Annotated in this window: 23 protein-coding genes; 12 read left to right on the forward strand and 11 right to left on the reverse strand. The window is 69.0% G+C overall.

The features are described 5' to 3' along the window. Nucleotides 1-19: 19 nt before the first annotated feature. Nucleotides 20-1,309, reverse strand: coding sequence for a serine/threonine-protein kinase (locus HQ325_RS07090; RefSeq protein WP_222627629.1), 1,290 nt, complete (start codon nt 1,307-1,309; stop codon nt 20-22). 159 nt (nt 1,310-1,468) lie between these two features. On the opposite strand from HQ325_RS07090, the gene HQ325_RS07095 reads away from it, so the two are divergent. Next, the gene (locus HQ325_RS07095; RefSeq protein WP_308014288.1) at nt 1,469-2,683 is read left to right on the forward strand and encodes an EAL domain-containing protein; all 1,215 of its coding nucleotides are present in this window, start codon (nt 1,469-1,471) and stop codon (nt 2,681-2,683) included. A gap of 9 nt (nt 2,684-2,692) precedes the next feature. On the opposite strand, the gene HQ325_RS07100 is transcribed toward HQ325_RS07095, so the two are convergent. Genes HQ325_RS07100 through HQ325_RS07110 form a run of 3 tightly spaced genes read right to left on the reverse strand, consistent with a single transcriptional unit; the run spans nt 2,693 to nt 6,062 of the window. Further along, the gene (locus HQ325_RS07100) at nt 2,693-4,285 is read right to left on the reverse strand and encodes an ABC-F family ATP-binding cassette domain-containing protein (RefSeq protein ID WP_261777722.1); all 1,593 of its coding nucleotides are present in this window, start codon (nt 4,283-4,285) and stop codon (nt 2,693-2,695) included. Nucleotides 4,286-4,315: 30 nt separating this feature from the next. After that, nucleotides 4,316-5,314, reverse strand: a complete 999-nt coding sequence (locus HQ325_RS07105) for an NADP-dependent oxidoreductase (RefSeq protein ID WP_222627633.1) — start codon at nt 5,312-5,314, stop codon at nt 4,316-4,318. Nucleotides 5,315-5,348: 34 nt separating this feature from the next. Continuing rightward, on the reverse strand, nt 5,349-6,062 hold the full coding sequence (locus tag HQ325_RS07110; protein ID WP_222627635.1) for an SDR family oxidoreductase: 714 nt from the start codon (nt 6,060-6,062) through the stop codon (nt 5,349-5,351). 153 nt (nt 6,063-6,215) lie between these two features. Here HQ325_RS07110 and HQ325_RS07115 point away from each other — a divergent pair, with 153 nt between their 5' ends. Further along, nucleotides 6,216-6,449, forward strand: a complete 234-nt coding sequence (locus HQ325_RS07115) for a hypothetical protein (RefSeq protein ID WP_155956902.1) — start codon at nt 6,216-6,218, stop codon at nt 6,447-6,449. Nucleotides 6,450-6,459: 10 nt separating this feature from the next. Here HQ325_RS07115 and HQ325_RS07120 read toward each other — a convergent pair whose 3' ends face one another. Further along, nucleotides 6,460-7,356, reverse strand: a complete 897-nt coding sequence (locus tag HQ325_RS07120; RefSeq protein WP_222627637.1) for an alpha/beta hydrolase fold domain-containing protein — start codon at nt 7,354-7,356, stop codon at nt 6,460-6,462. 58 nt (nt 7,357-7,414) lie between these two features. Here HQ325_RS07120 and HQ325_RS07125 point away from each other — a divergent pair, with 58 nt between their 5' ends. The 5 genes from HQ325_RS07125 to HQ325_RS07145 all read left to right on the forward strand — a co-directional run bounded on the left by HQ325_RS07125 (nt 7,415) and on the right by HQ325_RS07145 (nt 12,207). Beyond that, nucleotides 7,415-8,263, forward strand: a complete 849-nt coding sequence (locus tag HQ325_RS07125) for an SDR family oxidoreductase (RefSeq protein ID WP_222627639.1) — start codon at nt 7,415-7,417, stop codon at nt 8,261-8,263. A 48-nt stretch (nt 8,264-8,311) separates the two neighbouring features. Beyond that, on the forward strand, nt 8,312-8,896 hold the full coding sequence (locus tag HQ325_RS07130) for a TetR/AcrR family transcriptional regulator (RefSeq protein ID WP_261777725.1): 585 nt from the start codon (nt 8,312-8,314) through the stop codon (nt 8,894-8,896). A gap of 40 nt (nt 8,897-8,936) precedes the next feature. Next, nucleotides 8,937-10,478, forward strand: coding sequence for an AMP-binding protein (locus HQ325_RS07135; RefSeq protein WP_222627641.1), 1,542 nt, complete (start codon nt 8,937-8,939; stop codon nt 10,476-10,478). A gap of 97 nt (nt 10,479-10,575) precedes the next feature. Further along, on the forward strand, nt 10,576-11,187 hold the full coding sequence (locus tag HQ325_RS07140; RefSeq protein WP_222627643.1) for a vitamin K epoxide reductase family protein: 612 nt from the start codon (nt 10,576-10,578) through the stop codon (nt 11,185-11,187). 177 nt (nt 11,188-11,364) lie between these two features. Continuing rightward, on the forward strand, nt 11,365-12,207 hold the full coding sequence (locus HQ325_RS07145; protein ID WP_261777726.1) for a pentapeptide repeat-containing protein: 843 nt from the start codon (nt 11,365-11,367) through the stop codon (nt 12,205-12,207). Between the two features lie 16 nt (nt 12,208-12,223). On the opposite strand, the gene HQ325_RS07150 is transcribed toward HQ325_RS07145, so the two are convergent. The 3 genes from HQ325_RS07150 to HQ325_RS07160 all read right to left on the reverse strand — a co-directional run bounded on the left by HQ325_RS07150 (nt 12,224) and on the right by HQ325_RS07160 (nt 15,892). Continuing rightward, a complete protein-coding gene (locus HQ325_RS07150; RefSeq protein ID WP_222627645.1) occupies nt 12,224-12,976 on the reverse strand; it encodes a GAF and ANTAR domain-containing protein in 753 nt (250 codons plus the stop codon). A gap of 70 nt (nt 12,977-13,046) precedes the next feature. Beyond that, on the reverse strand, nt 13,047-14,411 hold the full coding sequence (locus tag HQ325_RS07155; protein ID WP_222627647.1) for a wax ester/triacylglycerol synthase domain-containing protein: 1,365 nt from the start codon (nt 14,409-14,411) through the stop codon (nt 13,047-13,049). Nucleotides 14,412-14,437: 26 nt separating this feature from the next. Further along, complete coding sequence (locus HQ325_RS07160; protein ID WP_222627649.1) at nt 14,438-15,892, reverse strand: MDR family MFS transporter; 1,455 nt, start codon at nt 15,890-15,892, stop codon at nt 14,438-14,440. Between the two features lie 112 nt (nt 15,893-16,004). Here HQ325_RS07160 and HQ325_RS07165 point away from each other — a divergent pair, with 112 nt between their 5' ends. Then, the gene (locus tag HQ325_RS07165) at nt 16,005-16,661 is read left to right on the forward strand and encodes a helix-turn-helix domain-containing protein (RefSeq protein ID WP_308014289.1); all 657 of its coding nucleotides are present in this window, start codon (nt 16,005-16,007) and stop codon (nt 16,659-16,661) included. Here the strand turns inward: HQ325_RS07165 and HQ325_RS07170 are convergent. Beyond that, entirely contained in the window at nt 16,651-17,628 is a 978-nt protein-coding gene (locus tag HQ325_RS07170; RefSeq protein WP_222629025.1) for a LacI family DNA-binding transcriptional regulator, read from the reverse strand. The genes HQ325_RS07165 and HQ325_RS07170 overlap by 11 nt on opposite strands. Before the next feature lie 126 nt (nt 17,629-17,754). Here HQ325_RS07170 and HQ325_RS07175 point away from each other — a divergent pair, with 126 nt between their 5' ends. Together HQ325_RS07175 and HQ325_RS07180 are read left to right on the forward strand one after the other, a co-directional pair. Then, entirely contained in the window at nt 17,755-18,801 is a 1,047-nt protein-coding gene (locus HQ325_RS07175; RefSeq protein WP_222627651.1) for a Gfo/Idh/MocA family oxidoreductase, read from the forward strand. Beyond that, nucleotides 18,798-19,577, forward strand: a complete 780-nt coding sequence (locus HQ325_RS07180) for a TIM barrel protein (protein ID WP_222627653.1) — start codon at nt 18,798-18,800, stop codon at nt 19,575-19,577. The genes HQ325_RS07175 and HQ325_RS07180 overlap by 4 nt, the downstream gene beginning before the upstream one ends. A 7-nt stretch (nt 19,578-19,584) precedes the next feature. Here HQ325_RS07180 and HQ325_RS07185 read toward each other — a convergent pair whose 3' ends face one another. Continuing rightward, nucleotides 19,585-20,352, reverse strand: coding sequence for an ANTAR domain-containing protein (locus tag HQ325_RS07185; protein ID WP_222627656.1), 768 nt, complete (start codon nt 20,350-20,352; stop codon nt 19,585-19,587). 89 nt (nt 20,353-20,441) lie between these two features. After that, a complete protein-coding gene (locus tag HQ325_RS07190) occupies nt 20,442-21,905 on the reverse strand; it encodes a helix-turn-helix domain-containing protein (RefSeq protein WP_308014290.1) in 1,464 nt (487 codons plus the stop codon). A gap of 162 nt (nt 21,906-22,067) precedes the next feature. On the opposite strand from HQ325_RS07190, the gene HQ325_RS07195 reads away from it, so the two are divergent. Next, nucleotides 22,068-23,120, forward strand: a complete 1,053-nt coding sequence (locus tag HQ325_RS07195) for an amidohydrolase family protein (RefSeq protein WP_222629029.1) — start codon at nt 22,068-22,070, stop codon at nt 23,118-23,120. Between the two features lies 1 nt (nt 23,121). Continuing rightward, the gene (locus tag HQ325_RS07200) at nt 23,122-23,826 is read left to right on the forward strand and encodes an iron-sulfur cluster assembly protein (RefSeq protein ID WP_222627658.1); all 705 of its coding nucleotides are present in this window, start codon (nt 23,122-23,124) and stop codon (nt 23,824-23,826) included. Nucleotides 23,827-23,853: the final 27 nt, after the last annotated feature.

Genomic DNA, 23,853 nt, shown 5'->3' on the forward strand with positions numbered 1-23,853 from the left:
CGGCAGGCGACCTCGGACGTCAGCGATTTCCGTTCCCGTTGTTCCCATTGCCGGAGTTGCCGTTCCCGCTATTGCCGTTCCCGGAGTTGCCGTTCCCGGAGTTCCCATTGCCGGAGTTGCCGTTCCCGGAGTTGCCGTTCTCGGACGGAGCGGGTTGCGGGACGACGGGCGCGGGAGCAACCGTGGTCGTCTCCGCGACGGGCGGAGCGACCTCCGGGACCGTCTCGGGAACAGGGACGGGGGTGGCCGTCGGCGCCGGTGTCGTCGCCACCACAGCGGACGTGCTCGATGGCGGTGGCTCCGTTGTCGGTTCACCGTCCGACCCCGCTCCGCGGACAGCGAGCGCGGTGACGAGCACCGCGCAGATCGCCAGCGCGGCGAGTACCCACGGCACGGGGGAGCGCCGACCGGACACGGCTGCGGACGGCGTCGCCACCGGGGTCGCGAGAACAGCGGTGTCGGTGTCCTCGGTGAGGATGTGCAGCCGGCGAGCCACGTCCGCGGCGGTGGGACGGTCGGCCGGTGCACGGGAGGTCATGTCGGTCAGCAGTGCGACCCACGCGGGCCCGAGCCCGTCGGGGATCACCGGGTCGCGGTGCAGACGAGCTATCGCGGCGGCGATCGCGCTGCCCTCGAACACCATTCGTCCCGTCAGGCACTCGGTCAGGACCAGGCCCAGCGAGTAGACATCCGAGGCCGGCCCCGTCGGCTCGCCCGTCGCCTGCTCCGGGCTGAGGTAGTGCGCCGTCCCGACGGCGGTGCCGTGCTCGGTCAGCGGATCGGAGTCGACGATGCGCGCGATGCCGAAGTCGGTGAGCTTCGCTCGCAGTTCCGCTTCGTCGTGGGTGATCAGGATGTTGGCAGGCTTGACGTCGCGGTGGACGATGCCGACTGCGTGGATGTGTGCCAGTGCCTGCGCCACCTGGTGCCCGATCTGCCGGACCACCTCGGGCGGTAGGGCGCCGCCCGCGCGGAACGTGGACAGCGTGGCGCCGTCCACGAATTCCATCACCAGGTAGGGGCCGTCGTATCCGACGACATCGGACTCGGCGCCGGCGTCGTGCAGCGTGACCAGCCCGGGGTGGGTCAGTGAGGCGAGGGTGCGCATCTCGCTCTCGATGCGTCGACGGTCGTGCGGCGTGTGGTCGTCGCTGCGGAACAACTTCACCGCCACGGCCCGACCCAGCGTTCGATCGGTCGCCCGGAACACGTCGGACACACCGCCGCGACCGAGCACGGGCCCCAGGGCGTAGCGACCGGCGACGAGGCGCGGTGTCCCCGACTGCGGGGACGTCACCTGCTCAGCCATTCCCCGCGCCTTTCACTCGATCGACACTGCACACCGATCCTAGGGTGGCCGCGCCCTTGTTCCCGCAGCGCCGCGATGTCCGACCGGAACGGAACTCGAGGCACACTGTGTGGCCGGGTGGGGACGTCGGACGCAGTTGTGGATCGGGAAGGACACGTGGTGGACGCACCCCCTCTTCTTCCCGGCCCGATCGACACCGTCTACCAACCCATCGTCGATCTGCGGGATCGGTCGATCGTGGGCTACGAGGCCTTGACCAGGCCGGCGTCCGGGGGCTCGCCCGAGGAGTTGTTCGCCGAGGCCGAGCGCCGGGGTGTGACCGCCGAGTTCGATTGGCTGTGCCGCGTGTCCGCTGTGCGCGGGGCCGTGGCGGCGGGACTACCGACTGAACTGGCGCTGTTCGTGAACTCCGAACCTGCCGCCCTCGACGCCCCAGCGCCGGACTTCGCGCTCGCCGCACTGGCGGACGCCGCCGAGCAGTCCATCGTCGTGGAGATCACCGAGCGTGACCTGATGGCGGATCCGGCCGGGGTCCTGAGCGCGGTCTCGCACGCCCGCGACCTCGGGTGGCGTATCGCCGTCGACGACGTCGGGGCGGATTCGTCGAGCCTCGCGCTGCTGGCGTTGCTGCGACCGGACGTCGTGAAACTCGAGATGCGCTTGATCCAGCAGCCGCCGACGCCGGAGACGATCGCGCTCCTCGCCGCGGTGGCCGCGGAGACCGCGCGCACGGGATCCGTCATCGTCGCCGAGGGGATCGAGAATGCTGCGCACGAAGCCCGTGCGCTCGAGCTCGGTGCCTCGTGGGGGCAGGGGTGGTACTTCGGCGTGCCCGGCCCGCTACCGCGTTTCGACGCCGCGCGGCGCCGACCGCATCGGGGACTCGCCGGGCCGGCTCTGACGGTGCGTGCCCCGGTGGCCGTGACACCGTTCGGGCTCACCCACGGACGCGGTGCCGCGACGCGGACCACACCGGCCGCGCTGAACGACGTGGAGGAAGATCTCCTCCGTCGTGCGCTCGCGTGCGGGCCGGCGTCGCTCGTGCTCGCCACGGTCCCGCAGCCGGAGACGATGACCGAGGCTGTGCGTCGCCTGCTCGATCAGGTGGCCGAGCGCAGTGCTCTGACCGTGCTGTTCACCGCGGGGGACCCGCGATCACTGGCCGGCCGTCATCGCGTCGTCGTGATCGGCCCGGGCGAGCCGCTGGCGAGAGAGCATTCGGTCGTGGTGGTGGACCCGGCGTTCACCGCGGCGCTGACGGCTGTTCCGTGCACCGCGGACGGCGCGCCGTGTGTGGAGTATCGGCTCACGCACGACCGCGATCAGGTGCTCGACGCCGCGACGCTGCTACTGCACCGGGTGCCGCCGCGCTGAGCGGTGTCGTCACATCTGCACGCCGGCGATCTTCTCCACGCCGCCCCGGCCGTCGAAGGCGAGTTGGCGGAACGCGACCTTCTCGATGAAGAAGCGGTCGTGGCTCACCACCACGACGGCTCCGGGGAACGCCGTGAGCGCCCGCTCGAGGATCTGCGCACTCGGCAGGTCGAGATGGTTGGTCGGCTCGTCCAGCACGATGACGCCGGCTCCGAACAGGAGACACTGCGCCAACGCCACGCGTGCCCGTTGGCCTCCGGACAGTGTTCCGATGCGCTGCTTCTGTTCGGCCTCGGAGAACTGCAGCAGAGCGAGGAAGCGCGCCACGTCCTTCCTGGTCGCCGTCAGTGCCAGACTGTCCGGCATCGCGTTGACCGCGTGCGTGACGGTGTCGTCCGGATCGAGGTTCTCGAGCACCGTGTTGTAGTGAATGAACGCCGGCGCCTTGACCTTCCACTTCACCGTTCCGGAGTCGGCGGGTGCGAGCCCGGTCAGCACGTCGAGGAGCGTGGACTTTCCGCAGCCGTTCGGGCCGGTGATCGCGATGCGGTCGCCCCGATGGATCTCGAAGGACAGATCCGCGAACAGTGGATCCCCGCCGTGCCCCTTCGTGACGCCGTCGACGACGCAGAGGTCGTCGTGCACGTGCAGTCCGCCGTAGATCGACGTGATGATCTGATCGACCGGGCGAGGGGTCTTGCTCTTCTTGATCGACGCCAGTCGCCGCTTCAGTACGCCGCTCGGATTCTTCGCGGCCTCTTTCCGGTCGGTGATCGCGTCCTGCTCGTAGGCCAGCAGTTGCTGCTCGGTGCTGAACTCCTTCTCGAGGTTCTTCAGTCGGAACTGCTTCTGCTGCACGTACTCCGAGTAGCTCCCGTCGTAGGTGTGCAACCGGTTGTTCTCGATCTCGACGATGGTGGTCACCACCTGCTCGAGGAAATGGCGATCGTGGGAGACGAGGAGCAGAGCGCCGCGGAAGTCACGGAGCCACCGCTCGAGCCAGGTGATCCCGGCGACGTCGAGGAAGTTGGTCGGCTCGTCCAGAAGGAGGACGTCGGGCGATTCGAGGACGATGCGGGCCAGCGCGGCTCGGTTGCGCCATCCACCGGACAGCTTGTCCACCGGCAGTTCTCGACGCTCGGCGTCGAAACCGAGCATGGACAGGGCGGTGTCGATCTGCTGGTGGTACGTCCATCCACCGCCGACCTCCATCTGCTCGAGCAGCTCGGCCTGTCGGTCGACGAGGCGGTACATCTCCTTCTCGTCGATGTCGCCTCCGAGCGACGTCTCGACCTCGGCCAGTTCGCTCTCCACCGCCCTGATGTCCCCGAAGAGCGACTCGAGCTCGGCGGTGATGCTGCGATCGCCGTCGAGCTCGGAGAACTGGGAGAAGTAGCCGATCCGAGCGCCCTCGGTGACGTCCACCGTGCCGGAGTCCGACGCCACGCGTCCCAGGAGCAGCTGCAGGAGTGTGGTCTTGCCTGACCCGTTGCGGCCGGTGAGGCCCACCCGGTCGCCCTCGGAGAGACGAAAGAACACTTCGCGGAGAACGACTTTCTGTTCGTAGCCGGCGGTGACGTCGTTCATGCGAATCCAGCTCATCGCGACGACGCTACCGGCAGCCGCCGTCGATCAGTCGACGGGAAGGGTGGCCACGATCTTTCCGCGGTTCCCGCCGGCGGACATCGCCGACAGTGCCCGGGGGATCTCGTCGAAGGTGATGGTGCGGCCGACGACGGGACGAAGCGCCCCGTTCTCGATCAGGGCGGCGATCTCGCGGAGCTGACCGCCGTCGGCGTGCATGAACAGGAACTCGTACGACACATCGGCCTTCGCCGCGTGTCGACGAATCTTCCGGCTGATCACGGCGATGGCCGTGCGGACGACGATGTTCAGGCCGGCGTCGGAGGCGAAGGCGGGATCCGGCGGGCCGGTGATCCCGATGGCCTTGCCGCCCCGCTTCAGGACGCGCAAGGACTTCTCGACGGTGTCGCCGCCGACGCTGTCGAGCACGAGGTCGACACCGGACAGAGTCTCGAGATCGTCGGTGCGGTAGTCGATCACGACGTCGGCACCGAGTTCCCGCAGGAAGTCCGCGTTGCGAGCACTGGCCGTGGTCACCACGGTCGCTCCCAGATGCTTCGCCAGCTGGATGGCGACAGTGCCCACACCGCCGGCCCCCGCATGGATCAGCACCGTCTGGCCGGCCTGCAGACCGCCTCGCTCGACCAACGCCTGCCATGCGGTGAGCGCGACGAGGGGCAGCGATCCGGCCTCGGCCATGCTGACGCCGGCCGGCTTCGGTGCCACGTCGGACTCGGGGACGGCGATGCGCTCGGCAAAGGTGCCGATGTGGTCGGTCGGTGGCCGCGACCAGACCTCGTCCCCCGGTGCGAAGGACCGCACTGCCGCGCCGACCGCGAGAACGGTGCCGGCGACGTCGTGGCCGAGTGTGCGGGGAAGGTCGTACGGAAGGATCTGCTGGAACTCGCCGAGACGGATCTTCTCGTCGAGCACGTTGAGACCTGCCGCCTCCACTCGGATCAGGACATCGTGATCACCGACGATCGGCTGCGGAACATCCCGTTCGACGAGAGGGTCCTTGTAGCGGGTGAGGACGAGTGCGCGCATCGTGAGTCTCCCGAGTTCTGTTCGGTCGGTCGAATCAGACTGTGGTGGGGCGAGATCCGGGGTACAGGGCGTCGAGTGGTCCGGCGAGTGCGGCCTTGGTGCCGACGGTCAGCTCGTCGGCGAGCACCTCCGTCTCACCCGCCTCGACCCCGTCGAGAACAGCCGCGACGAGTTGCTCGGTCGTCAGCTTCGGCCCGTCGGCGTCCGCCGCCATCGCGGTGTCGACGTACCCCATGTGCACACCGGTGACGAGCACGCCGTGGGGCGCCAGTTCGAGGCGCAGAGAATTGGTGGCCGCCCAGAGGGCCGCCTTGGACACGCTGTACGCGCCACCGAAGTGGTACCAGCTGGCGACCGAGTGCACGTCGATCAGCACGCCCGCGCCGTGGGCGATCAGTGCCGGCGCGAATGCTCGCGCCACGAGCAGGGGACCGAAGAAGTTCACCTCCATGGTGGCGCGGATGTCGGCGACCTCGACGTCGAGCAGGCTGGCGCCGGGCGGAAGTGCGCCCGCGTTGTTGACCAGCACCGTGACGTCCGCGGCCTGTGCGGCGGCGGCCTCGACGGACGGGGGGTCGGTCACGTCCAGAGTGAGGGGAACGATGCGCTCGTCCTCCCAGTAGCGCGGCGAACGGGCGCTCGCGTACACCTTGGCGGCGCCGCGGGCGAGGGCGTCGTGGACGAACTGCGTACCGATGCCACCGTTGGCTCCGGTGACGAGGACGACGGATCCGGCGAGAGTGGTCATGACGAGCTCGATTCTGTGCGGTTTATATGACTGTACTCAGAACCGAGCATAGTCATGTTTTGTCCCGCGCTGCGGCACCGTCGTCTTTCCCGCGTGACGCGACTCGCACCCCCCTCGGAGGTAGTTCGTGCCGGTGCGGGGTACACCCCGCTGGTGACGAGACGAGTGACGTTCAAGCGATCCGTCGCGCAGGCGATGGCCTTGTTCGCGGTGCTGGGCCTGTTCTGGGCGCTCGTCGGTGCACGCCTCGACCAGGACCATCCGTTGCGCACCATGGTCGTGGTCGGCTGCAGTGTGATCGGCGCCGGGTGGTTGTTGCTCGCCGTGGTCGTCGTCGTTCGTCTCCGGCGTCTCCGCGCGCGTCGTGATGCGGTGAGCGACACCTGACACAGCGACGTCAGGGCGCGGTCGTGAGATCGCGTATCAGGGCGTCGACGATGCTGCGCCGCGCGCTCGCCCCCTCGGGTGTGGGAAGCAGGGGGTAGACGTGGATCGCCCCGGGACACTCGGTGCTGCGGATGTCGACGCCCGCTGCGCGCGCCTCGTCCACGAACGCCCGGACGTCGGGCAGGAACAGATCTCGATCCCCGATCAGGACGTGAACGGGCGGCAGTCCGCGCGTGGGCCCGCGCAGTGGACTGACCGCGGGATCGTCGAGGTCTCGACCGTTCGACCACGTCCGCGCCACGTGTCGCAGGCCGACGCTCGACAACCACGGGTCGCGTGCCTCGACATCGGGGATCGCCGGGTTCGTCAGCGCGAGATCGAGCCACGGGGAGATCAGGCAGAGATGAGACCCCGGTCTGCCGGCCGCCGCGAGCCGTTGCGCGAGCCCGAGGGCGAGGGTGCCGCCGGCGGAATCGCCCATGATCGCGGTGTGGTCGATCCCGTGCTCGGCGACCATCCGTTCGTGGACCGACGTCAGGAGGGGGTAGGCGTCGTCCACGGTGTGATCCGGAGCCAGACCGTAGTGCGGTACCGCGACAGCGAGCCCCGCCTCGGTGAGCTGATCGACGAGCGACCAGTGCTGAGCGGCGATCTCGCTGACGAACGCTCCGCCGTGGAGATACAGGACGCCGCCGATGCAGGGTCGGTCGCACGGACGCACCACGTCGATGGGCCGTCCCGCGACCTCGAACCGCTCGATGTCGTGCCGTCCCGCCATGCGCGTCGGCCGAGTCGGAGAGTCCTTCGGCCGCCGCATCCGGCGGTCGGCACGAGCCTCGGACGCCATCGTCCGCTTCGCCGTCGCCCGCATGTACAGCGCCACCGCGCGCATCTGCCACGTCGCCATGAAAAAGTCTCCTGGTCGGTGATCGTCCGGCGGCCATCGTGTCACGAGAGGAAAGCCCATGAACGTCACCCGAACTCCCGTCGCGGTCACCGGATCGACCGGCGCGCTCGGCGGCGCCGTCGCAGCGTCGCTCGCCGCCGCGGGCGCGTCGCAGCGCCTGCTGGTGCGCGACGCCGGCCGCGCGCCGTCACATCCGGGTGCCGACGTCGCGCAGTGTTCCTACTCGGACACGACCGCCGCGGTGCAGGCGCTCGCCGGTATCGAGGTGCTGTTCATGGTCTCGGCCTCCGAGAGCGCCGATCGTGTCGACCAGCAGAGGACGTTCGTCGACTCGGCCGTCGCCGCCGGCGTGCGCCACATCGTCTACACGTCGTTCGTCGGCGCCGCGCCGGACGCCGTCTTCACCCTGGCCCGCGATCACCACGCCACGGAGAGTCACATCCGGGCCACGGGTGTCGGGTTCACGTTCCTCCGGGACAACTTCTACCTCGACGTCATGGAGCACTTCGTCGGGGAGGACGGTGTCCTGCGCGGACCCGCGGGGGAGGGACGTGCCGCGCTCGTCGCCCGCGTCGACGTCGCGCGTACCGCCGCGGCTGTGCTGAGTGACCCCGCGCGGCACGTCGACCGGACGTACGATCTGACCGGCCCGCAGGCGTTGTCGATGACCGAGGTGGCCGCCACACTGGCCGAGGTCCGGGGAGTCGACGTGCGGTTCCACGACGAGACGGTGGCGGAGGCCTACGAGTCGAGGGCACGGTGGGCGGCACCCGACTGGCAGAACGACGCGTGGGTGTCGACGTACACGGCCATCGCCTCGGGTGCTCTCGCCGACGTGTCGGGTGACGTGGAGGCGATCACCGGGCGCCGACCGCTCTCGTTCCGAGAGTTTCTCACCGTCGGCTGAGCATCCCCCTGGTCGGTATAGTGCGGTGCATAGAACGAGAGGATTCCCATGCCCAGACAGAGCACCGCCCGTACCGACATGTTGCGCAGCGCGGCGCTGCTGTTCCGGGAGAAGGGCGTGGAGGCGACCTCGGTGGCCGACGTCATCGAGCACGCCCATGCGCCCCGCGGATCGATCTACCATCACTTTCCCGGAGGGCGCCCGCAGCTCGTCGAGGAAGCGACACGCGGCGCGGGTGATTTCATGGGATCGCTCATCTCGGCGGGTCTCGCGTCGCAAGGACCCGAGCGCACCATGGCCTCCATCATCGGCTCGTTCCGCGAAGGGCTGGTCGCGACGGATCACGCTGCGGGGTGTCCCGTCGGAGCGGCAGCCGTCGAGGGTCCCAACACCCCGGGTGCGCGCGACGCGGCGGGTGCGGCCTTCACGTCGTGGGAGGAGACCATCGCGGCGTCTCTGTGCGAGCGTGGGGTGGCTCGTGACGACGCGGAACGTGCTGCGACCCTTGCTCTGTCGGCCATCGAGGGCGCCCTCCTCATGTGCAAGGCGCAACGCAGCACGCGGGCACTCGACGTCGTCGAGGAGTGGCTCGGCGGCATGATGACCGACCTGCTGGGCACCGCCTCTCGGTGAATCGCGCCGCGCGGCCCGGAGCCTTGTTACTGTCGGTCGAATGTTCGTCCCGTTCGGTGTCACCGACTTCCTCGACCGCGCCGCGACCGTCTACGGAGACCGGATCGGATTCGTCGACGAGCCCGATCAACCCGCTCCGAGCCTCGGATCACCGACCTATGCCGAGATCGCGGACCTCGCCCGGCGGCAGGCCGCGAAACTGGACGAGTGGGGGATCGGTACCGGAGATCGGGTGGCGATCGTCAGCCACAACGCGGGCCGACTGCTCACGTCGTTCTACGGGATCAGCGGCTGGGGCCGCGTCATCGTTCCCGTCAACTTCCGGCTCCGCCCGGACGAGGTGCGGTACATCGTCGCGGACTCCGGGGCGCGCGTGCTCTACATCGATCCGGAGCTGAAGGACACGCTCGGTGATGTGGAGTGCGAACACGTCGTCGTTCTCGGTGACGACGACGACCTGTACGCCCCGCCGGGGTCGACTCCGCGGCCGTGGGATGCGGACGAGAACGCGACTGCCGCGATCAACTACACCTCGGGGACCACGGCTCGCCCCAAGGGTGTCCAGATCACGCATCGCAACATCTGGGTCAACGCGGTCACCTTCGGCATGCACGTCGGTGTCAGCGATCGCGACGTCTACCTCCACACTCTGCCCATGTTCCACGCGAACGGCTGGGGGCAGCCGTTCGCGATGACGGGAGTCGGTGCGCAGCACATCGTTCTACGCAAGGTCGACGGCGCCGAGATCCTGCGCCGGGTGCGTGATCACGGCGTGACGGTGATGTGTGCGGCCCCCGCCGTCGCGGCGGCCGTGCTCGAGGCCGCGCAGTCGTGGGAGGGCGAGATCCCCGGCCGGGATCGGGTGCGCATCATCATGGCCGGTGCGCCGCCACCGACGAAGACCGTGGCGCGCGTGGAGCGTGAACTGGGGTGGGAGTTCATCCAGATCTACGGGCTCACCGAGACATCGCCTCTGCTGACCGTCAACCGCACTCGCCGGGAGTGGGACGATCTGGAACCCGAGGAGCGTGCCGCGAAGCTCACTCGGGCCGGCGCCCCCGCACTGGGTGTCCGGCTCGACGTCGACCCGACCGGCGAGGTGCTGGCGCGATCCAACGTCGTCATGGAGGGCTACTGGGGTCGGCCCGAGGAGAGCGCCAGGACGCTGGACGGCGGCTGGTTCCACACCGGTGACGGCGGCGTCATCGGCGACGACGGGTATCTCACCATCGCCGACCGCAAGAAGGACGTGATCATCACCGGCGGCGAGAACGTCTCGTCCATCGAGGTCGAGGACTGCCTCTTCTCCCATCCCTCGGTGAGCGAGGTCGCCGTCATCGGGGTGCCGAGCGAGAAGTGGGGCGAGACCATCAAGGCGTTGGTGGTGCTCGCTCCGGACGTGGATCCCGGCCCGGAGACGGAGGCCGACCTCGTCGCGTGGTGCAAGGAGCGACTGGCCGGGTACAAGGCGCCGACCACCGTGGAGTTCCGGGACGAGCTGGCGCGCACGGCCACCGGCAAGCTGCAGAAGTTCAAGCTCCGCACCCCCTACTGGGACGGGATGGACCGCGAGGTCAACTGACTCGCCGGAGCCGATCTCTCTCAGGGAGGCTGTTTACACTCGGGGACTCGACCACTCTCCGACTCTCCGACTTCCGACTCTCCGACGGGATCTCACGATGACGATGTCCTCGCTGTCCGACGACGACGTCGACGTGGACCGTCCGTCCCGCGGCACCCCCGCCCGCGTGCTGCCGTGGGTCCTGCTGATCGGCGGGGTCATCGGATTCGCGGCCGCCTGCGTGCTGACCTACGAGAAGATTCGTCTGACGGCGGACCCGTCGTACGCGCCGACGTGCAACCTCAATGCCGTGGTCAACTGCGGCTCGGTCATGGCATCGCGCCAGGCGGCCGTCCTCGGATTTCCCAACTCCTTCATGGGGGTGGGCGGCTTCGCCATCGTCGCCATGGTGGGCGTGGCCCTGCTGATGCGCACGCGTCTCGACCGGTGGTTCTGGGCCGGGCTGCAGGTGGGGGTGACGGCTGCTGTCGCCTTCGTGCACTGGCTCATCGTGCAGAGCCTGTACGAGATCGGGGCACTGTGCCCGTACTGCATGGTGGTGTGGGCCGTCACGGTGCCCGTCTTCTGGTACGTGACGGTGGTGAACGTGTCGGCTCTGGCGGGGCCGGGCCGGACGAGGGACCTGCTGACGCGGTATCACGCCGTCCCACTCGGCTTGTGGTACCTCGTGCTGGCAGGGCTCGTCGTGCAGAGGTTCGTGCTCGGCTGACCGCGGTCGGTGCGCTACTCTGCGCGCAGTGATCTCTTCATGACGTCCTGACCAGGCCCTGTCGCTCCGACCGAACGCACCCCGTGTGTTCGGTGGTGACTGCGTGCGTCCGTGTCGGCGGACCCTTCCGAGGGTTCCGCCGCCTCCGGCCCCTGTCGCTTCGTCCCGGAGTACCTCATGAACGAGCCGTTCTCGGCCCCTGTCCCCGATCCGTCCACACTGCGTGCCGACTGCGCGCGGTGTACCGCGCTGTGCTGCACCGCCCTCGGCTTCTCGCGATCGGTGGAGTTCGCGACCGACAAACCGCCGGGCGTCCCGTGTGTCCATCTGGACACGACGTTCCGGTGTTCGATCCACTCCGCGCTGCCTCGACGTGGTTACCGCGGCTGCGTGTCCTTCGACTGTTTCGGCGCGGGACAACTCGTCAGCACGACGATGTTCCCGACCACGTCGTGGCGGGAGGGTGGCGCGACCGCGCGCACCGTCTTCTCGACGTTCGAGGTCGTCATGGACCTCCACGAGATGCTGTGGCACCTGACGCGTGTGCGCACGCGCTGCCACGACTGCGAGCTGACCGACGAGATCGACCTGCTGTGCGCCGAGATCGGTGGCGTCGTCGACGCCGGCGCCGCATCGGTTCTCGCGGTCGACGTGGCGTCCGTGCGAGGACGCGTCCGGCAGGTGCTCGACGAGGTCAGCGACGACGTGCGCGCCGCCTACTTCGCGGACGGGGCGAGGACGGACGCTCGACTCGTCCCGCGAGCGGATCTGGCGGGTGCCGACCTCCGCGCCCTGCGGCTCTGCGGCGCGAACCTGCGTGGGTCGTCTCTGGTGGGTGCGGACCTGCGCCGTACCGATCTGGCCGGGTGCGACCTTCTCGGGGTCGATCTCCGTGGCGCCGACGTCCGGGGCGCGGACCTGCGTGACGCGCTGTTCCTCACCAGGACCCAACTCGCGTCCGCGCGCGGGGACCGGGACACCCGCGTTCCCCTCGATCTGGAGGGCCCGTCCGGGTGGTGACCGGCGGAGCCGCCCGTCAGGCGGGGCCCGCGCCCGTCATCTCGGCCGGCGCCACGTCCGTCACCGACGACACGAACTCGCGGGCGATGTCACGCAGTCGGCGGTTGGTGCGCTGCGACTCGGTCGAGAGCACCTCGAACGCCGCGGCGTCGTCGATGCCGCGCAGGGCCATGAGAATGCCCTTCGCCTGTTCGATGGGGGCGCGGTGCGCCATGGCATCGCGGAGGCCGTCGACCGTGGTCGACAGGTCGCGGTGCTGGTCGTCGCGCTCGAGCGCGTCGGAGACGGCGCCGACCAGCGTGCTCAGGACCTGGCGGTCCAGGTCGTCGAACGAGTGCGGGGTGTGGGCGAACAGCGTGAGGGAACCGATGGTGCGGTCACCCACCCGCACCGGGGTGCACATCATCGCGGCGATCCCCGCGGCGCGCGCGGTGATGCCGAACTCCGGCCACCGGGCATCTCCCGCGAGGCAGTCGACCAGCACGGTCTCGCCCTCGCGTGCGGCGTGCAGGCACGGACCGCTGTCCGCGTCGTACTGCTCGAGGTCGATGGCGGACACGGTGGCCGACGACGTCGCTGCGGCGAAGGGCGCGCCGTTCAGCTCGACGGTGACTCCGCACATGTCCGTGTCGGGGATGCACGCGCATGCGGCGTCCACCAGACGGTGCATCAGCTCCGCAGCATGGTCGTCGTCGGTGCCCGACGCGCTCAGCGAGCGCACGGCATTGCCGATCACGACCGCGAGCGGCAGGGAGTCAGAGGGATTCACCGCACCATTGCACCACGTCGGCACGACACATCTTTCCGACGACCATCTTCCGACGACGAGGTTCGAGGCGTCATCCGGCCAGTTCGTCGAGAACAGTCGACAGAATGTCGACGTACCGCCTGTGCTGCGGAACGGACACCGCAGAGGTGAGCACGCCGAACGCGATGGTGTCTCCCAGACCGAACACCGTGTGGTTCAGACCGTCGGTGGGAGAGAGTGCGGCGAACGCCGTCATGAAGAGGGAGTGCCTGTCCGCGATCTCCAGGTCGTTCGCCCCGCACCTGACACTCGAGACCGTGGTGTGCGCCGAGGCCGTCGAACGGTCTGGTTCACTCCGTCGGATGCCCCACCGAAGCAGCGGTGCCGGAAGGTGATCCGCCACTCGTACCGCATCGAGAACGGCGGGGTGTGTTCCTCGAACACGTTCGGCTGCAAGGCTCGCGGCGATCCCGTCGGTCTGTTCGCGCGGCCCGGTCGCCAGAGGGCAGAGATCCACGTTGGCGGCCGCCAGTCTGTTCACGCCCGACCAGCTCGCGTTCGGTGGCAGCGCCATGGTCACGTGAGCGCCGAGGTCTCGCGGAACGTCGAGGCCTTGTTCGCGGAGGAAGAGGGCCATCGCGCGGGCGACCACGGTGAGACTCGCCGCAGTGACGGAGACTCGGGTGCCGGCCACCGTCGTGACAGCGTCCCGCGACCTGACCACGACGTGCGCGACCCGATCGTTGCCGGGATCGTCGTTGAACATCGTGGGCCGACGGGCCGGTGGGCGAGCGGTCACCGTGCCGACCGCGAGTCGGCGGCTGAAGTCGCGGCTCGACCGCAGGCTGCGGACGACGTCCGAGACGATGCCGACCACCTGCCCGGGCACGCGGCCGACTCCTCGCAGTGCTGCGACGGCTCGCGAGTGTGGCTCGCCGATCTCCGGGGCGGGGACCTCGTCGAACGACGCGTCGTCTCCCAGCAGGAATCGAGTCAGTGCCACGGCCCCGGATCCGTCGGTCAGACAGTGCGAGATCTGGACGACCACCACGTCCGCCGATCCCGAGGAGCAGGGCACGCCCTGGAGTTCGGGCAGGACGTGCACCCGCCACGACGACCGTTCGGAGTCCAGAGGACTCGCGAGGACGGACCCGAGCACGGATGCGGCCCGGCTCCAGGTGCCACCCGGTACGTCGTGGACGACGACGTCGTCGTCCAGCGGTGCCGTGCGGTGCACCCACGAGGGATAGTCGAGATGCAGAGCAGGTGCCGAGAGACGGGCTCGCAGAGCGACGACACGCGAGACGCGCGAGCGGATCTGTGCTGTCAGGTCTTCCGTCGTCGAGCGGCCGTTCCCGTGCTGGAGCGCCGTGGTGATGTAGTGGTCGGTCGAGTGTCCTGGACGAGACGCGTAGAAGAACGCGGAGTCCTTGGGGTCGATCGTCGTCGTTGCCATCGCTCACGAACGATAATCGACCGAGTTCACCCCCGGTCGACCGCAGGCGTACGGATGAAGAACGAGGCGCCCACAGCCAGCAGAGACACGGCACCGCCGCACAGGAACGCGGTGTGGATGCCCGACTGCTGCGCCGCCACGTCGCCCACTCCACCGGCCAGTCGGGACGCTGCGGCGCGCGACATCACGGTCACGAACAGCGCGGTTCCGGCCGCTCCCGCCAATTGCTGCACGGTGTTGAAAATAGCACTGCCGTGCGAGTACAGCTGCGGCGGAACCGAACCCAACGAGGAGGTCATCAGCGGGGTCATGATCAGGGCGAGTCCGACACTGAGCAGCGAATGGATCGCGACCACCACGGGCAGGGCGGTGTCGGCCGTGAGGATCGTCATCGACCACAGCGCAGCGCTGACGACGATTGCGCCGGGGACCACCAGTGGCCGCGGACCGACACGGTCGAAGACCCGTCCGACGACGGGGGCGAGGCCACCCATGATCAGCCCGCCGGGGAGAAGCATCAAGCCCGTGGTCAACGTGTCCAGCCCGCGAACGTTCTGCAGGTACATCGGCAGCAGGATCAGTGCTCCGAACAGCGCCATCATGCTGATGGACAGCATGCCCAGGCCGATGCTGAACGTGGGGGTGCGCAGCGGACGCAGGTCGAGCAGCGCGCGGCCCGAGTCCTGCCGGGCGATCTGCCGGAGGACGAACACGATCAGTGCGACGACGCCGACACCCAGCGGGATCCACACGGGGACCGAGGATCCCTCGGCGGCGTGGCCGAGGCTGCCGAGTCCGTAGACGATGCCGCCGAACGCGAACGCGGACAGCACCACCGAGACGGCGTCGAACGGGGCGACCGCGCTGGACGCGGTGGCGTTCTCCACCAGGCGGGATCCGATCGCGAAGGCCAGCAACGCGATCGGGAGTACGAGCCAGAACATCCACCGCCAGTCGAGCGCGCTGAGGATGACGCCCGAGATGGTCGGCCCCACTGCCGGAGCCACGGCGATGACGATGGAGATGACGCCCATCATCCGGCCGCGTCGATCGGCGGGGACCAGTCGGAGCACGGTCGTCATGAGCAGGGGAAGCATGATCGCGGTGCCGCCGGCCTGCACGACGCGACCGGCGAGCAGTAGCGGGAAGCCGGGAGCCGACGCGGCGAGGACGGTGCCGACCGAGAACAGCGTCATCGCCGCGAAGAAGACCTGGCGGAGAGTGAAGCGCTGGAAGAGGAAGCCCGTGGTCGGGATGACGATGGCCATGGTCAGGAGGAAACCGGTGGTGAGCCACTGCGCGGTACCGGCGTCGATGGCGAGATCGACCATCAGGGTGGGCAGTGCGACACTCATGATCGTCTCGTTGAGGATCATGACGAACGCCGACACGACGAGCACCGCGATCAACAGCCGACTGCTCCGTGGCAGAGGCCCGTCCGTGACGCGTGGCGCGTCCACCTCTGTCTGCTGAACCTGCATCGTCGTGGGACCTCTCTGTCGTTCGGTGTGGTAACAGTGTCTTCCTGCATGACAGTCACTGTCAAACTGGTTGTTGATGTAAGGTTGCGGCCATTCGGAGAGGAGTGATGTCGTGAGTGAGGACGGTCCGGCCGAGGCCGCGGCGACCCGAGCGCCCGATCTGCGTGAACGTCGGCGCCGCGACATGTGTTCCGAGATCTCGCTGGCGGCGCTCGAACTCTTCGAGCGACAGGGTTTCGCCGCCACCACGGTCGGCGACATCGCGCGCGACGCGGGCATCTCGCAGAGCACGTACTTCCGGCACTTCCCCACGAAGGAGCAGTCCGTCGTGGGCTTCGACGCCGGGCTCGAGCGCGAGATCCTGGCGTGGGTGACGGACGCCGAGCCCAGTGATGTCGGTCTGGCCGGGATCGAGACCATCGTGGAACGATTCCTGGCGCGCATGAGTGCAGCGAACACGGCGTCGTCCGAACTCGTGATGCGCATCCGTCGGCTGATCGTCTCGGACGCGCACCTACGGTCTGCGGCGATCGCTCTCGACGAGGTGGTGATCGCACGCCTCGCCGCCGCGCTGGCAGCGCGAGTTCCACGATCACCCTCCCGACTGACCGCCGAGACCGCGATCATGACCGTCCGGATCGCGTTCGACACGTGGGCGGCGCGCGTGGACGACGGGGATCGGAACGCCGACCTGGCAGAGATCTATCGCGTCGCGTGCCGTGATCTGCGGACCGTCGTGACCGGTGTCGCCCCGGACGTCACGACGTAGCTCTCGGTGCGCCGGTGGTCGACCGTGGTACCAGGCTGGGCGTCAGTACGATGCTCGGCGCACTGTCGTCGACGGTGAGGGCGAGTGCGGTGTCCACCGCGGCGCCGGCCAGGCTCTCGGCGTCCTGGGACACCGTGGTGAGTGCGACGTGGTCCAGTCCGGCGACGCGCGAATCGTCGTACCCGATCACCGACATGTCCCGCGGCACGGCGAGTCCGCGAGCGACCAGCGCGGCGAGAACGCCTGTGGCGCAACGGTCGTTGAAGGCGATCACGGCGGTGGGAGGGTGCTCGGTGTCGAGGAGTCCCTCGACGGCTCGCGCGCCGTCGTCCTCCGTGAGGCCGCCCCGCACCACCTCGGCTCGGGCGTCGTCGATGTGGGACAGGGCATCGAGGAAACCGGCGGATCGGTCCTCGCTGCCCGGTGCGCCGTCGCCGTCGACGAAGGCGATGCGCCGATGGCCGAGCTCCGCGAGATGCCGTACCGCCAGCGTGATGCCGGCGACGTCGTCGCTGCGCACCGTCACGGTGTCCGGGGTGTCGACACGGCGAGCGACGACGACGGTGGGAACGGTGCGGGCGAGCGCGGCCAACTCGTCCTCCGGCAGTCGGCTGCCGAGGAGGATGGTCGCCTCGCAGCGATCGTGCCGTAGGGAGTCGATGGCCGCCGTCTCGTCTCGGCTGGGCGCGACGGCGCTGAGCGCCACCTCGTATCCCCGTCGGGCCGCGGCCGCGTAGACGTGCTCGACGAGATCCCCGTGGAACGGTTGTTGCAGTTCGAAGACGACCCCGAGCAGCCGGGAGTGCGACTGCCGCAGACTGCTCGCCCGTCGATCGCGGACGTACCCCAGCTCGTCGGCGATCTCGCGGACCCGCGCGCGGGTCGTGTCGCTGGCGCCGGGGGAGTCGCGGAAGACGATGGACACCAGTGCGGTGGAGACGCCCGCCGCCCGCGCCACGTCGCTCATCGTGACGGGACGTTCGATTCGTCTCCTGGTGGCCACACGCCGATCGTACGGGGGTGTTGACGACGGCGTCTAGTACGTTCTAGCCTCTGCGAGCAGCATAACTAGAACGTACTAGTAGGAGGCGTCATGGCAGTCGATCGTCCGGAGGTGGTGGGCATCGCGGTGCTCGGTGCGGGCAGGATCGGCGCCAATCACGCCGAGATCGTCGCGCGCAGGGTTCCGGGGGCCGCGCTGCGGGCAGTGGCGGATCCGGTGCCCGGCGCCGCGGACAGGCTCGCCGGAGAACTCGGTGCGCCGACGGCGTCCACCGACATCCACGAGACCCTGCAGCGTGACGACGTCGACGCGGTCGTGATCTCCGCCCCCGCGCGGAGTCACACCGATCTCGTCGTCGCCGCCGCGGAGGCCGGGAAGCACGTGTTCGTCGAGAAGCCGATGGCCGTGACCCTCGAGGACGCGGACCGTGCCATCGCCGCCGCACGGGCCGCGGGAGTGACACTCCAGGTGGGCTTCAACCGCCGTTTCGCGCCGGGATTCGCGGCGGCACGTCGGGCCGTCGACGAGGGCAGGATCGGTACCCCCCAGCTGCTGCGCTCGCTCACCCGTGATCCCGGCCCGTGGGGTGGAGATCCGAGCCGAGTTCCGCCGTGGACCATCTTCCTGGAGACGCTGATCCACGACTTCGACACGCTGTGCTTCCTCGATCCCGGAGCCGCTCCGGTGCGGGTGCACGCCATGGCCGACACGTTGATCCGGCCCGAGGCCAGGGACGACGGCTTCCTCGACACCGCCGTCGTCACCATCGCGTTCGACAACGGCGCCCTCGCGACGGCCGAGGCCAACTTCTCCGCGCTGTACGGCTACGACGTCCGCGGGGAGGTGTTCGGATCCGGCGGCATGATCACTGCCGGCACCGCGGCGTCGAGCGACATGACGCTGTACGACGCTCGCGGGATCACCGTGGACACCGCCCGTCGCGACACCGATCTGCTGCGCGAGGCCTACGTCGGCGAGTTCATCGCGTTCGTCTCCTCGGTCCGCGACTCGACGCCCGCGATCGTCGGTGGTTCCGACGCTCGGGTCGCCCTGTCGATCGCGCTCGCCGCGATCGAGAGCGTGCGGTCCGGTGCCGCGGTCGCCGTCGCGGACCTCGACGCGGACGTCGTCCGATGACGTACACCCTGGCGGCCAGCGCCGAGATGCTCCATCTTGATCTGCCGTTCGTCGATCGGGTGCGACGGATCGCCGACCGCGGCCTGGAGGTCGAGATCTGGAACTGGTCGACGAGGAACATCGACGATCTGCGCGCCACGGGCGCCAGGTTCTCCTCGATGACCGGGTATCTGACCGGGAGCCTCACCGATCCGGACGGCATCGACGCGTTGCTCCGCACGGCCTCGGAGTCGCTGCGCGTGGCCGATCGGCTCGACTGTCCGCGCCTCAATCTGCACGGCACCGGGCTCGATTCCGAGGGTTTGCCGGTTCGTCCCGAGCACACGGTGACCCCCGACATGTGGCTCCGAGCGGCCGACACACTGCGCCGGGTCGCCGAGTTGGGCGAGCGTGCCGGACGCGTGTTCACCCTGGAGAACCTCAACACCGCGGTGGATCACCCCGGCACACCGTTCGCCACTGCGGCGGACACACTCGCTCTCGTGTCCGCGGTGGACAGCGAGGCGCTGCGCTTGAATCTGGACCTGTACCACGCTCAGATCGGCGAGGGGAACCTGATCGAGACCGTGCGGCGCTCGCTTCCCTGGATCGGCGAGATCCAGGTGGCCGACGTTCCCGGGCGGTGCGAACCGGGCACCGGAGAGATCGCCTATCCGGTCGTCGCCGCGGCACTGCGGGAGATGGGCTACGACGGCGTCGTCGGCCTCGAGGGGTGGGCGCGCGCCGATCCCGACGAGGCACTCGACGCCTTCGAGGCGGCGTTCGCGGCGCCGTGATCGTCGGTCAGCTGTCCTCGGTGATCCGGCGGGCCACGTCGACGAGTGGCAGTTCCGCTGCGGCAGAGGCTTTCTCGAGTAGTGCTCGGGCCTCGCCCATGTCGAGATCGTCCCGCACCATGAGGATGCCGACCGCGATGCCGACGACCCGGCGGTCCGCCATGGCCGCACCGATCCGTCGGACTCCGGCGTCGAGGTCGCGCCCGCGGCCGTAGGACCACAGGGCGGTGTCGAGGTGGTCGACGAGGACGCAGACCAGATCGTCCTCGGCCTCGACCTGCGCGGAGGTCAGGGGTGGACCCGCGGCGTACAGGTTGACCGACCCCGCAGCCGCTCCGTCGACGGTCAGCGCGGACGCGTGCACCCGCTCCACCCCGGCTCGCGCAGCCAGCGCAGCCAGGGGAGGCCAGAGCCGGGCCACCTCGTCGTGCGAGAAGCGCAGCGCGGAGTGTGTCCGCAGCGCGCGCAGACAGGGGCCGTCGTCGAGGTCGTACTGCTGGGCGTCGAGCGCGAACACGACCGCATCGGTGGGGGACACGGTGAACGGGTGCCCGTCCACCGTGGCGGTGATGCCGGCGTGCGCCACGCCCTCGAGTGATCGGACGGCCGCCGCCGCGCCCTGCTCGAGCACGACGAGCAGAGCGGCGTCGTCGTCCACCGAGCCGGTGAGGAAATCGGAGACCGTGGTGGTCGCCGTCGCGTTCTGTGCGAGGGCGCGAAGGAAATGGGGGAGGCCGCGCAGTGCGAGAAGACGTCGCGCGAGTTCGTCGTCCATGGTCGCGCTCCTCCCGCTGATGTCGAGTCGTCCGGGGACGAGACTACGCGGCCGAGGTGGTTCAACCGAGGTGGTTCAACCGGGGTGGTTCAACCGGGGTTGCGCGGATCGATCTTGTAGTAGGCCATCTTTCGGTAGAGCGTGGCGCGGCTCATCCCGAGTTGCCTGGCCGCCTGGCTCATCGTGACCTTGCCCGAGGCGAGCACCCGGACGATCTCACCGTGCTCGAAGGCTTCGATGCTCGACAATCGGCGGGTTCGGCCCGCCAGCAGTTCGGCGGGCAGCATCGCGACGTCGACGACGTCCGCCCGTGACGCGACCCGGGTGACGACGTCACGTAGCTCTGCCGCGCCCTGTGGCCAGTCATGATGCTGCAGAGCGCGTTCCGCCGCGTAGGTGATGCGTACGTCGCGGCCGCGCACCGCCCGCGCGAACTCGTGAGCCAACGGCACGACGTCGTCCGGTCGGTCCGACAGCGGGGGCAGCGACACGACCGACGCGACAGCGGAGGCGAGAGCGGCCGGGATGTCGTGCAACCGTTCGGCGGTGACCGCGAAGGGCATCCGAGCCTCGGCGGACCGCAGCAGGTCGACGAGAGACTGGGCGGCGAAGTCGGGAAGCGTGTCGACGTCGCGCAGGACGACGACCGTGTCGGTGCGATCCGCCTCGTACGTCCAGAGATCGAGCCACGTGTCGACGTCGTCGGGTGCGGGGGCCGCTGCGGACAGGATGCGGTGGCGCGGGAAGGCGCGCCGCGCAGCGTGCGTCACCAGCGCGGAGCGGCCGGAGCCGGGGCGGCCGATCACCGCGACGGTCGATCCCGCCGCCATGGCGGAGTGGGCGTTTGCCTCCAGTCGCGACCACTCCGCGCCGAGTCGAACACCGGTGCCGGTGGAGCCGTGCTCGATACGGAAGAGGCTGCGCCGCGCGGTCGGCCGCTCCCGTCTACCGGTCGACCGCGCCGACATCGCCAGCGAGATGGTGCTCGCGGCCGACCGTGCGAGTGTGAGCAGGAGGTCGCTCGACGTCCGAGACCAGGTGGTGAGGTTCACGGCACCCTGCAACCGACCCGTCGCGGGATCCAGCACCGGGGCGGCTGCACAGGTGAAACCGGTGAGGCTGTGGGAGTAGTGCTGCTCCGCACGCACCAGGGTGGGTGCCAGGTCGGCCAGCGCGAGACCCAGACCATTGGTCCCCACCTCTCGTTCCGAGTAGCCGAAGCCGGGGGCGAGGTGGACGTCGTCGAGCGCGCGCAGCAGGGTGTGGTCACCGCTCAGGCGGGACAGCACGAGGCCGTCCGCGTCGGTGAGCATGAGGCCGACCGGCTCGGTCGTGAGAGTCCGCTGCAGGTCGGCGAGCACCTCGTCACCGCACTGCAGAAAGAGCGATTCCTGCCGCTCCGTCCCGGCGAAGACCGGCTCGACGTGGTCCACCGGGATTCCGTAACGCCGGCTCCGGAGCCAGGAGGCGCGGAGCCGAGGAGGTACCGCACCGGCGATCGCGTCCACCTCGCGGCCGGACCCGGTCCGGTGTTCGGGCAGTGATGCGGGCACGGGCGTCCTGACGGTGGGCGGGATGGTTGTGATCCAGATTACAGCGTGATGCGAAGTCCGACCGTCTCAGATTGAGACGCCGGGGTCTCTCGAGCCATGCCCGCCGCGCCCTACCGTCGAACCAGTGAAGGTGACGCCAGTCACATGACGAAGGGATTCTCGATGTACACCAAGGGCGACAACAGCTTCTTCATCGTCGATGCGCACGTCGCGCTGTGGGACGCGAGGGCCGAGAACCAGCGCAACATCCACGGCAAGCAGTTCATCGACTGCTTCTACGACTACCACCGCAACCTGTCGCCCGAGAGTGAACTGTGGCCCTACGACGAGTACCTCTACCAGGGCGGCGACCGGTTGATGAAGGATCTCTTCGAGGACGGGTACGTCGATCACGCGATCTTCCAGCCGGCCCACCTCGGGGAGTTCTACGTGAACGGGTTCGGGCAGACGGAGGAGGCCTGGGCCCTCACGGCACAGAATCCCGACAAGCTCACCTACAACCACCATTTCGATCCGCGCAACGGTGAGCGTGGGCTCGATCAGCTCCGCGCCGATGCCGAACGGTTCGGACTCAAGGGCGTCAAGCTCTACACGGCGGAGTGGCACGGAGACTCGCGTGGCTACAAGCTCGACGACGACTGGACCCGTCGCTACCTGGAGGTGTGCCGCGAGCTCGGGATCACCAACATCCACGTCCACAAGGGACCGACCATCAGGCCGCTCGATCGCGACGCCTTCGACGTCGCGGACGTCGATCATGTCGCCACCGACTTCACCGATCTGAACTTCGTCGTCGAGCACTGCGGCCTCCCGCGGCTCGAGGACTTCTGCTGGATCGCCACCCAGGAGCCGAACGTGCACGCCGGCCTCGCCGTCGCGATGCCGTTCATTCACTCCCGGCCGAAGTACTTCGGCCAGATCATGGGTGAACTGCTCTACTGGCTCGGTGAGGACCGGATCCAGTTCTCGTCCGACTACGCCCTGTGGACACCGCGCTGGCTGATCGAGTCGTTCGTCGACTTCCAGATCCCGGCGGAGCTGAGCGAGTACCCGGAGATCACGATGGACCAGAAGCGCAAGGTGCTGGGCCTGAACGCGGCGAAGATGTACGACATCCCGGTTCCGGCCGAGCTGCAGATCGCCGATGCGGACGAGACCGCCACCGGCCCGCGCGGTGCCGACCGGGCGGCAGACGACGTTCTCGTGGGTGCGTGAGATGACCACCCGCGCCGACTCGGCCATGCGGGCCCTGGACGTGGTCATCGATCCCGAGCTCGACCAACCCATCACCGACCTCGACTTCGTGCAGTCGCTCACCGTCTCCGAGGACCGAGACGTCGTGGTGCACCTGCGCTTGCCGACGTCCTTCTGCGCGCCGAACTTCGCCTACCTCATGGCCTCCGACGCGAAGGACGTGCTCACCGGCCTGCCGTGGACGCGGAACGTGACGGTGGAACTCGACGACCACCACGACTCGCCGATCATCAACGCGGGACTCGCCGCGGACGCCGGGTACCGGGGCACCTTCGCGCACGAGGCGGAGAACGACCTGGAGGAGCTCCGGACGACGTTTCAACGCAAGGCTCACGTCGCGGCGATGGAGCGATGCCTGACCGCACTGCTGAAGCGGGATCCGTCCCGCCGCATGGAGGACATGGGAACCGTTGTGCTGGGGGATCTCCCGGACGACGAGACGACCATGGCGCTGCTCTCGCGGCGCCGGTCCCTCGGCCTGGACGAGGCGCCCGGCAGCATCGTCATGGTCGATCACACCGGAGCCTGCTACGCGCAGCTCGACGTGCCGCTCGCGCTGCGTCGGGCTCGATCGACCCGCATCTCGATCGACGGCAACGCCCACTTCTGCCGTGGACTGCTCCGTACCCGCTACGACGATCCGGACCGTACGACGGTCGACGCCTGACCTTTCCGAGAACCGAGGAGACATGAC

This window comes from Rhodococcus sp. BP-349 (assembly GCF_019835845.1).
In the GTDB taxonomy this organism is placed as follows: Bacteria; Actinomycetota; Actinomycetes; order Mycobacteriales; family Mycobacteriaceae; genus Rhodococcoides.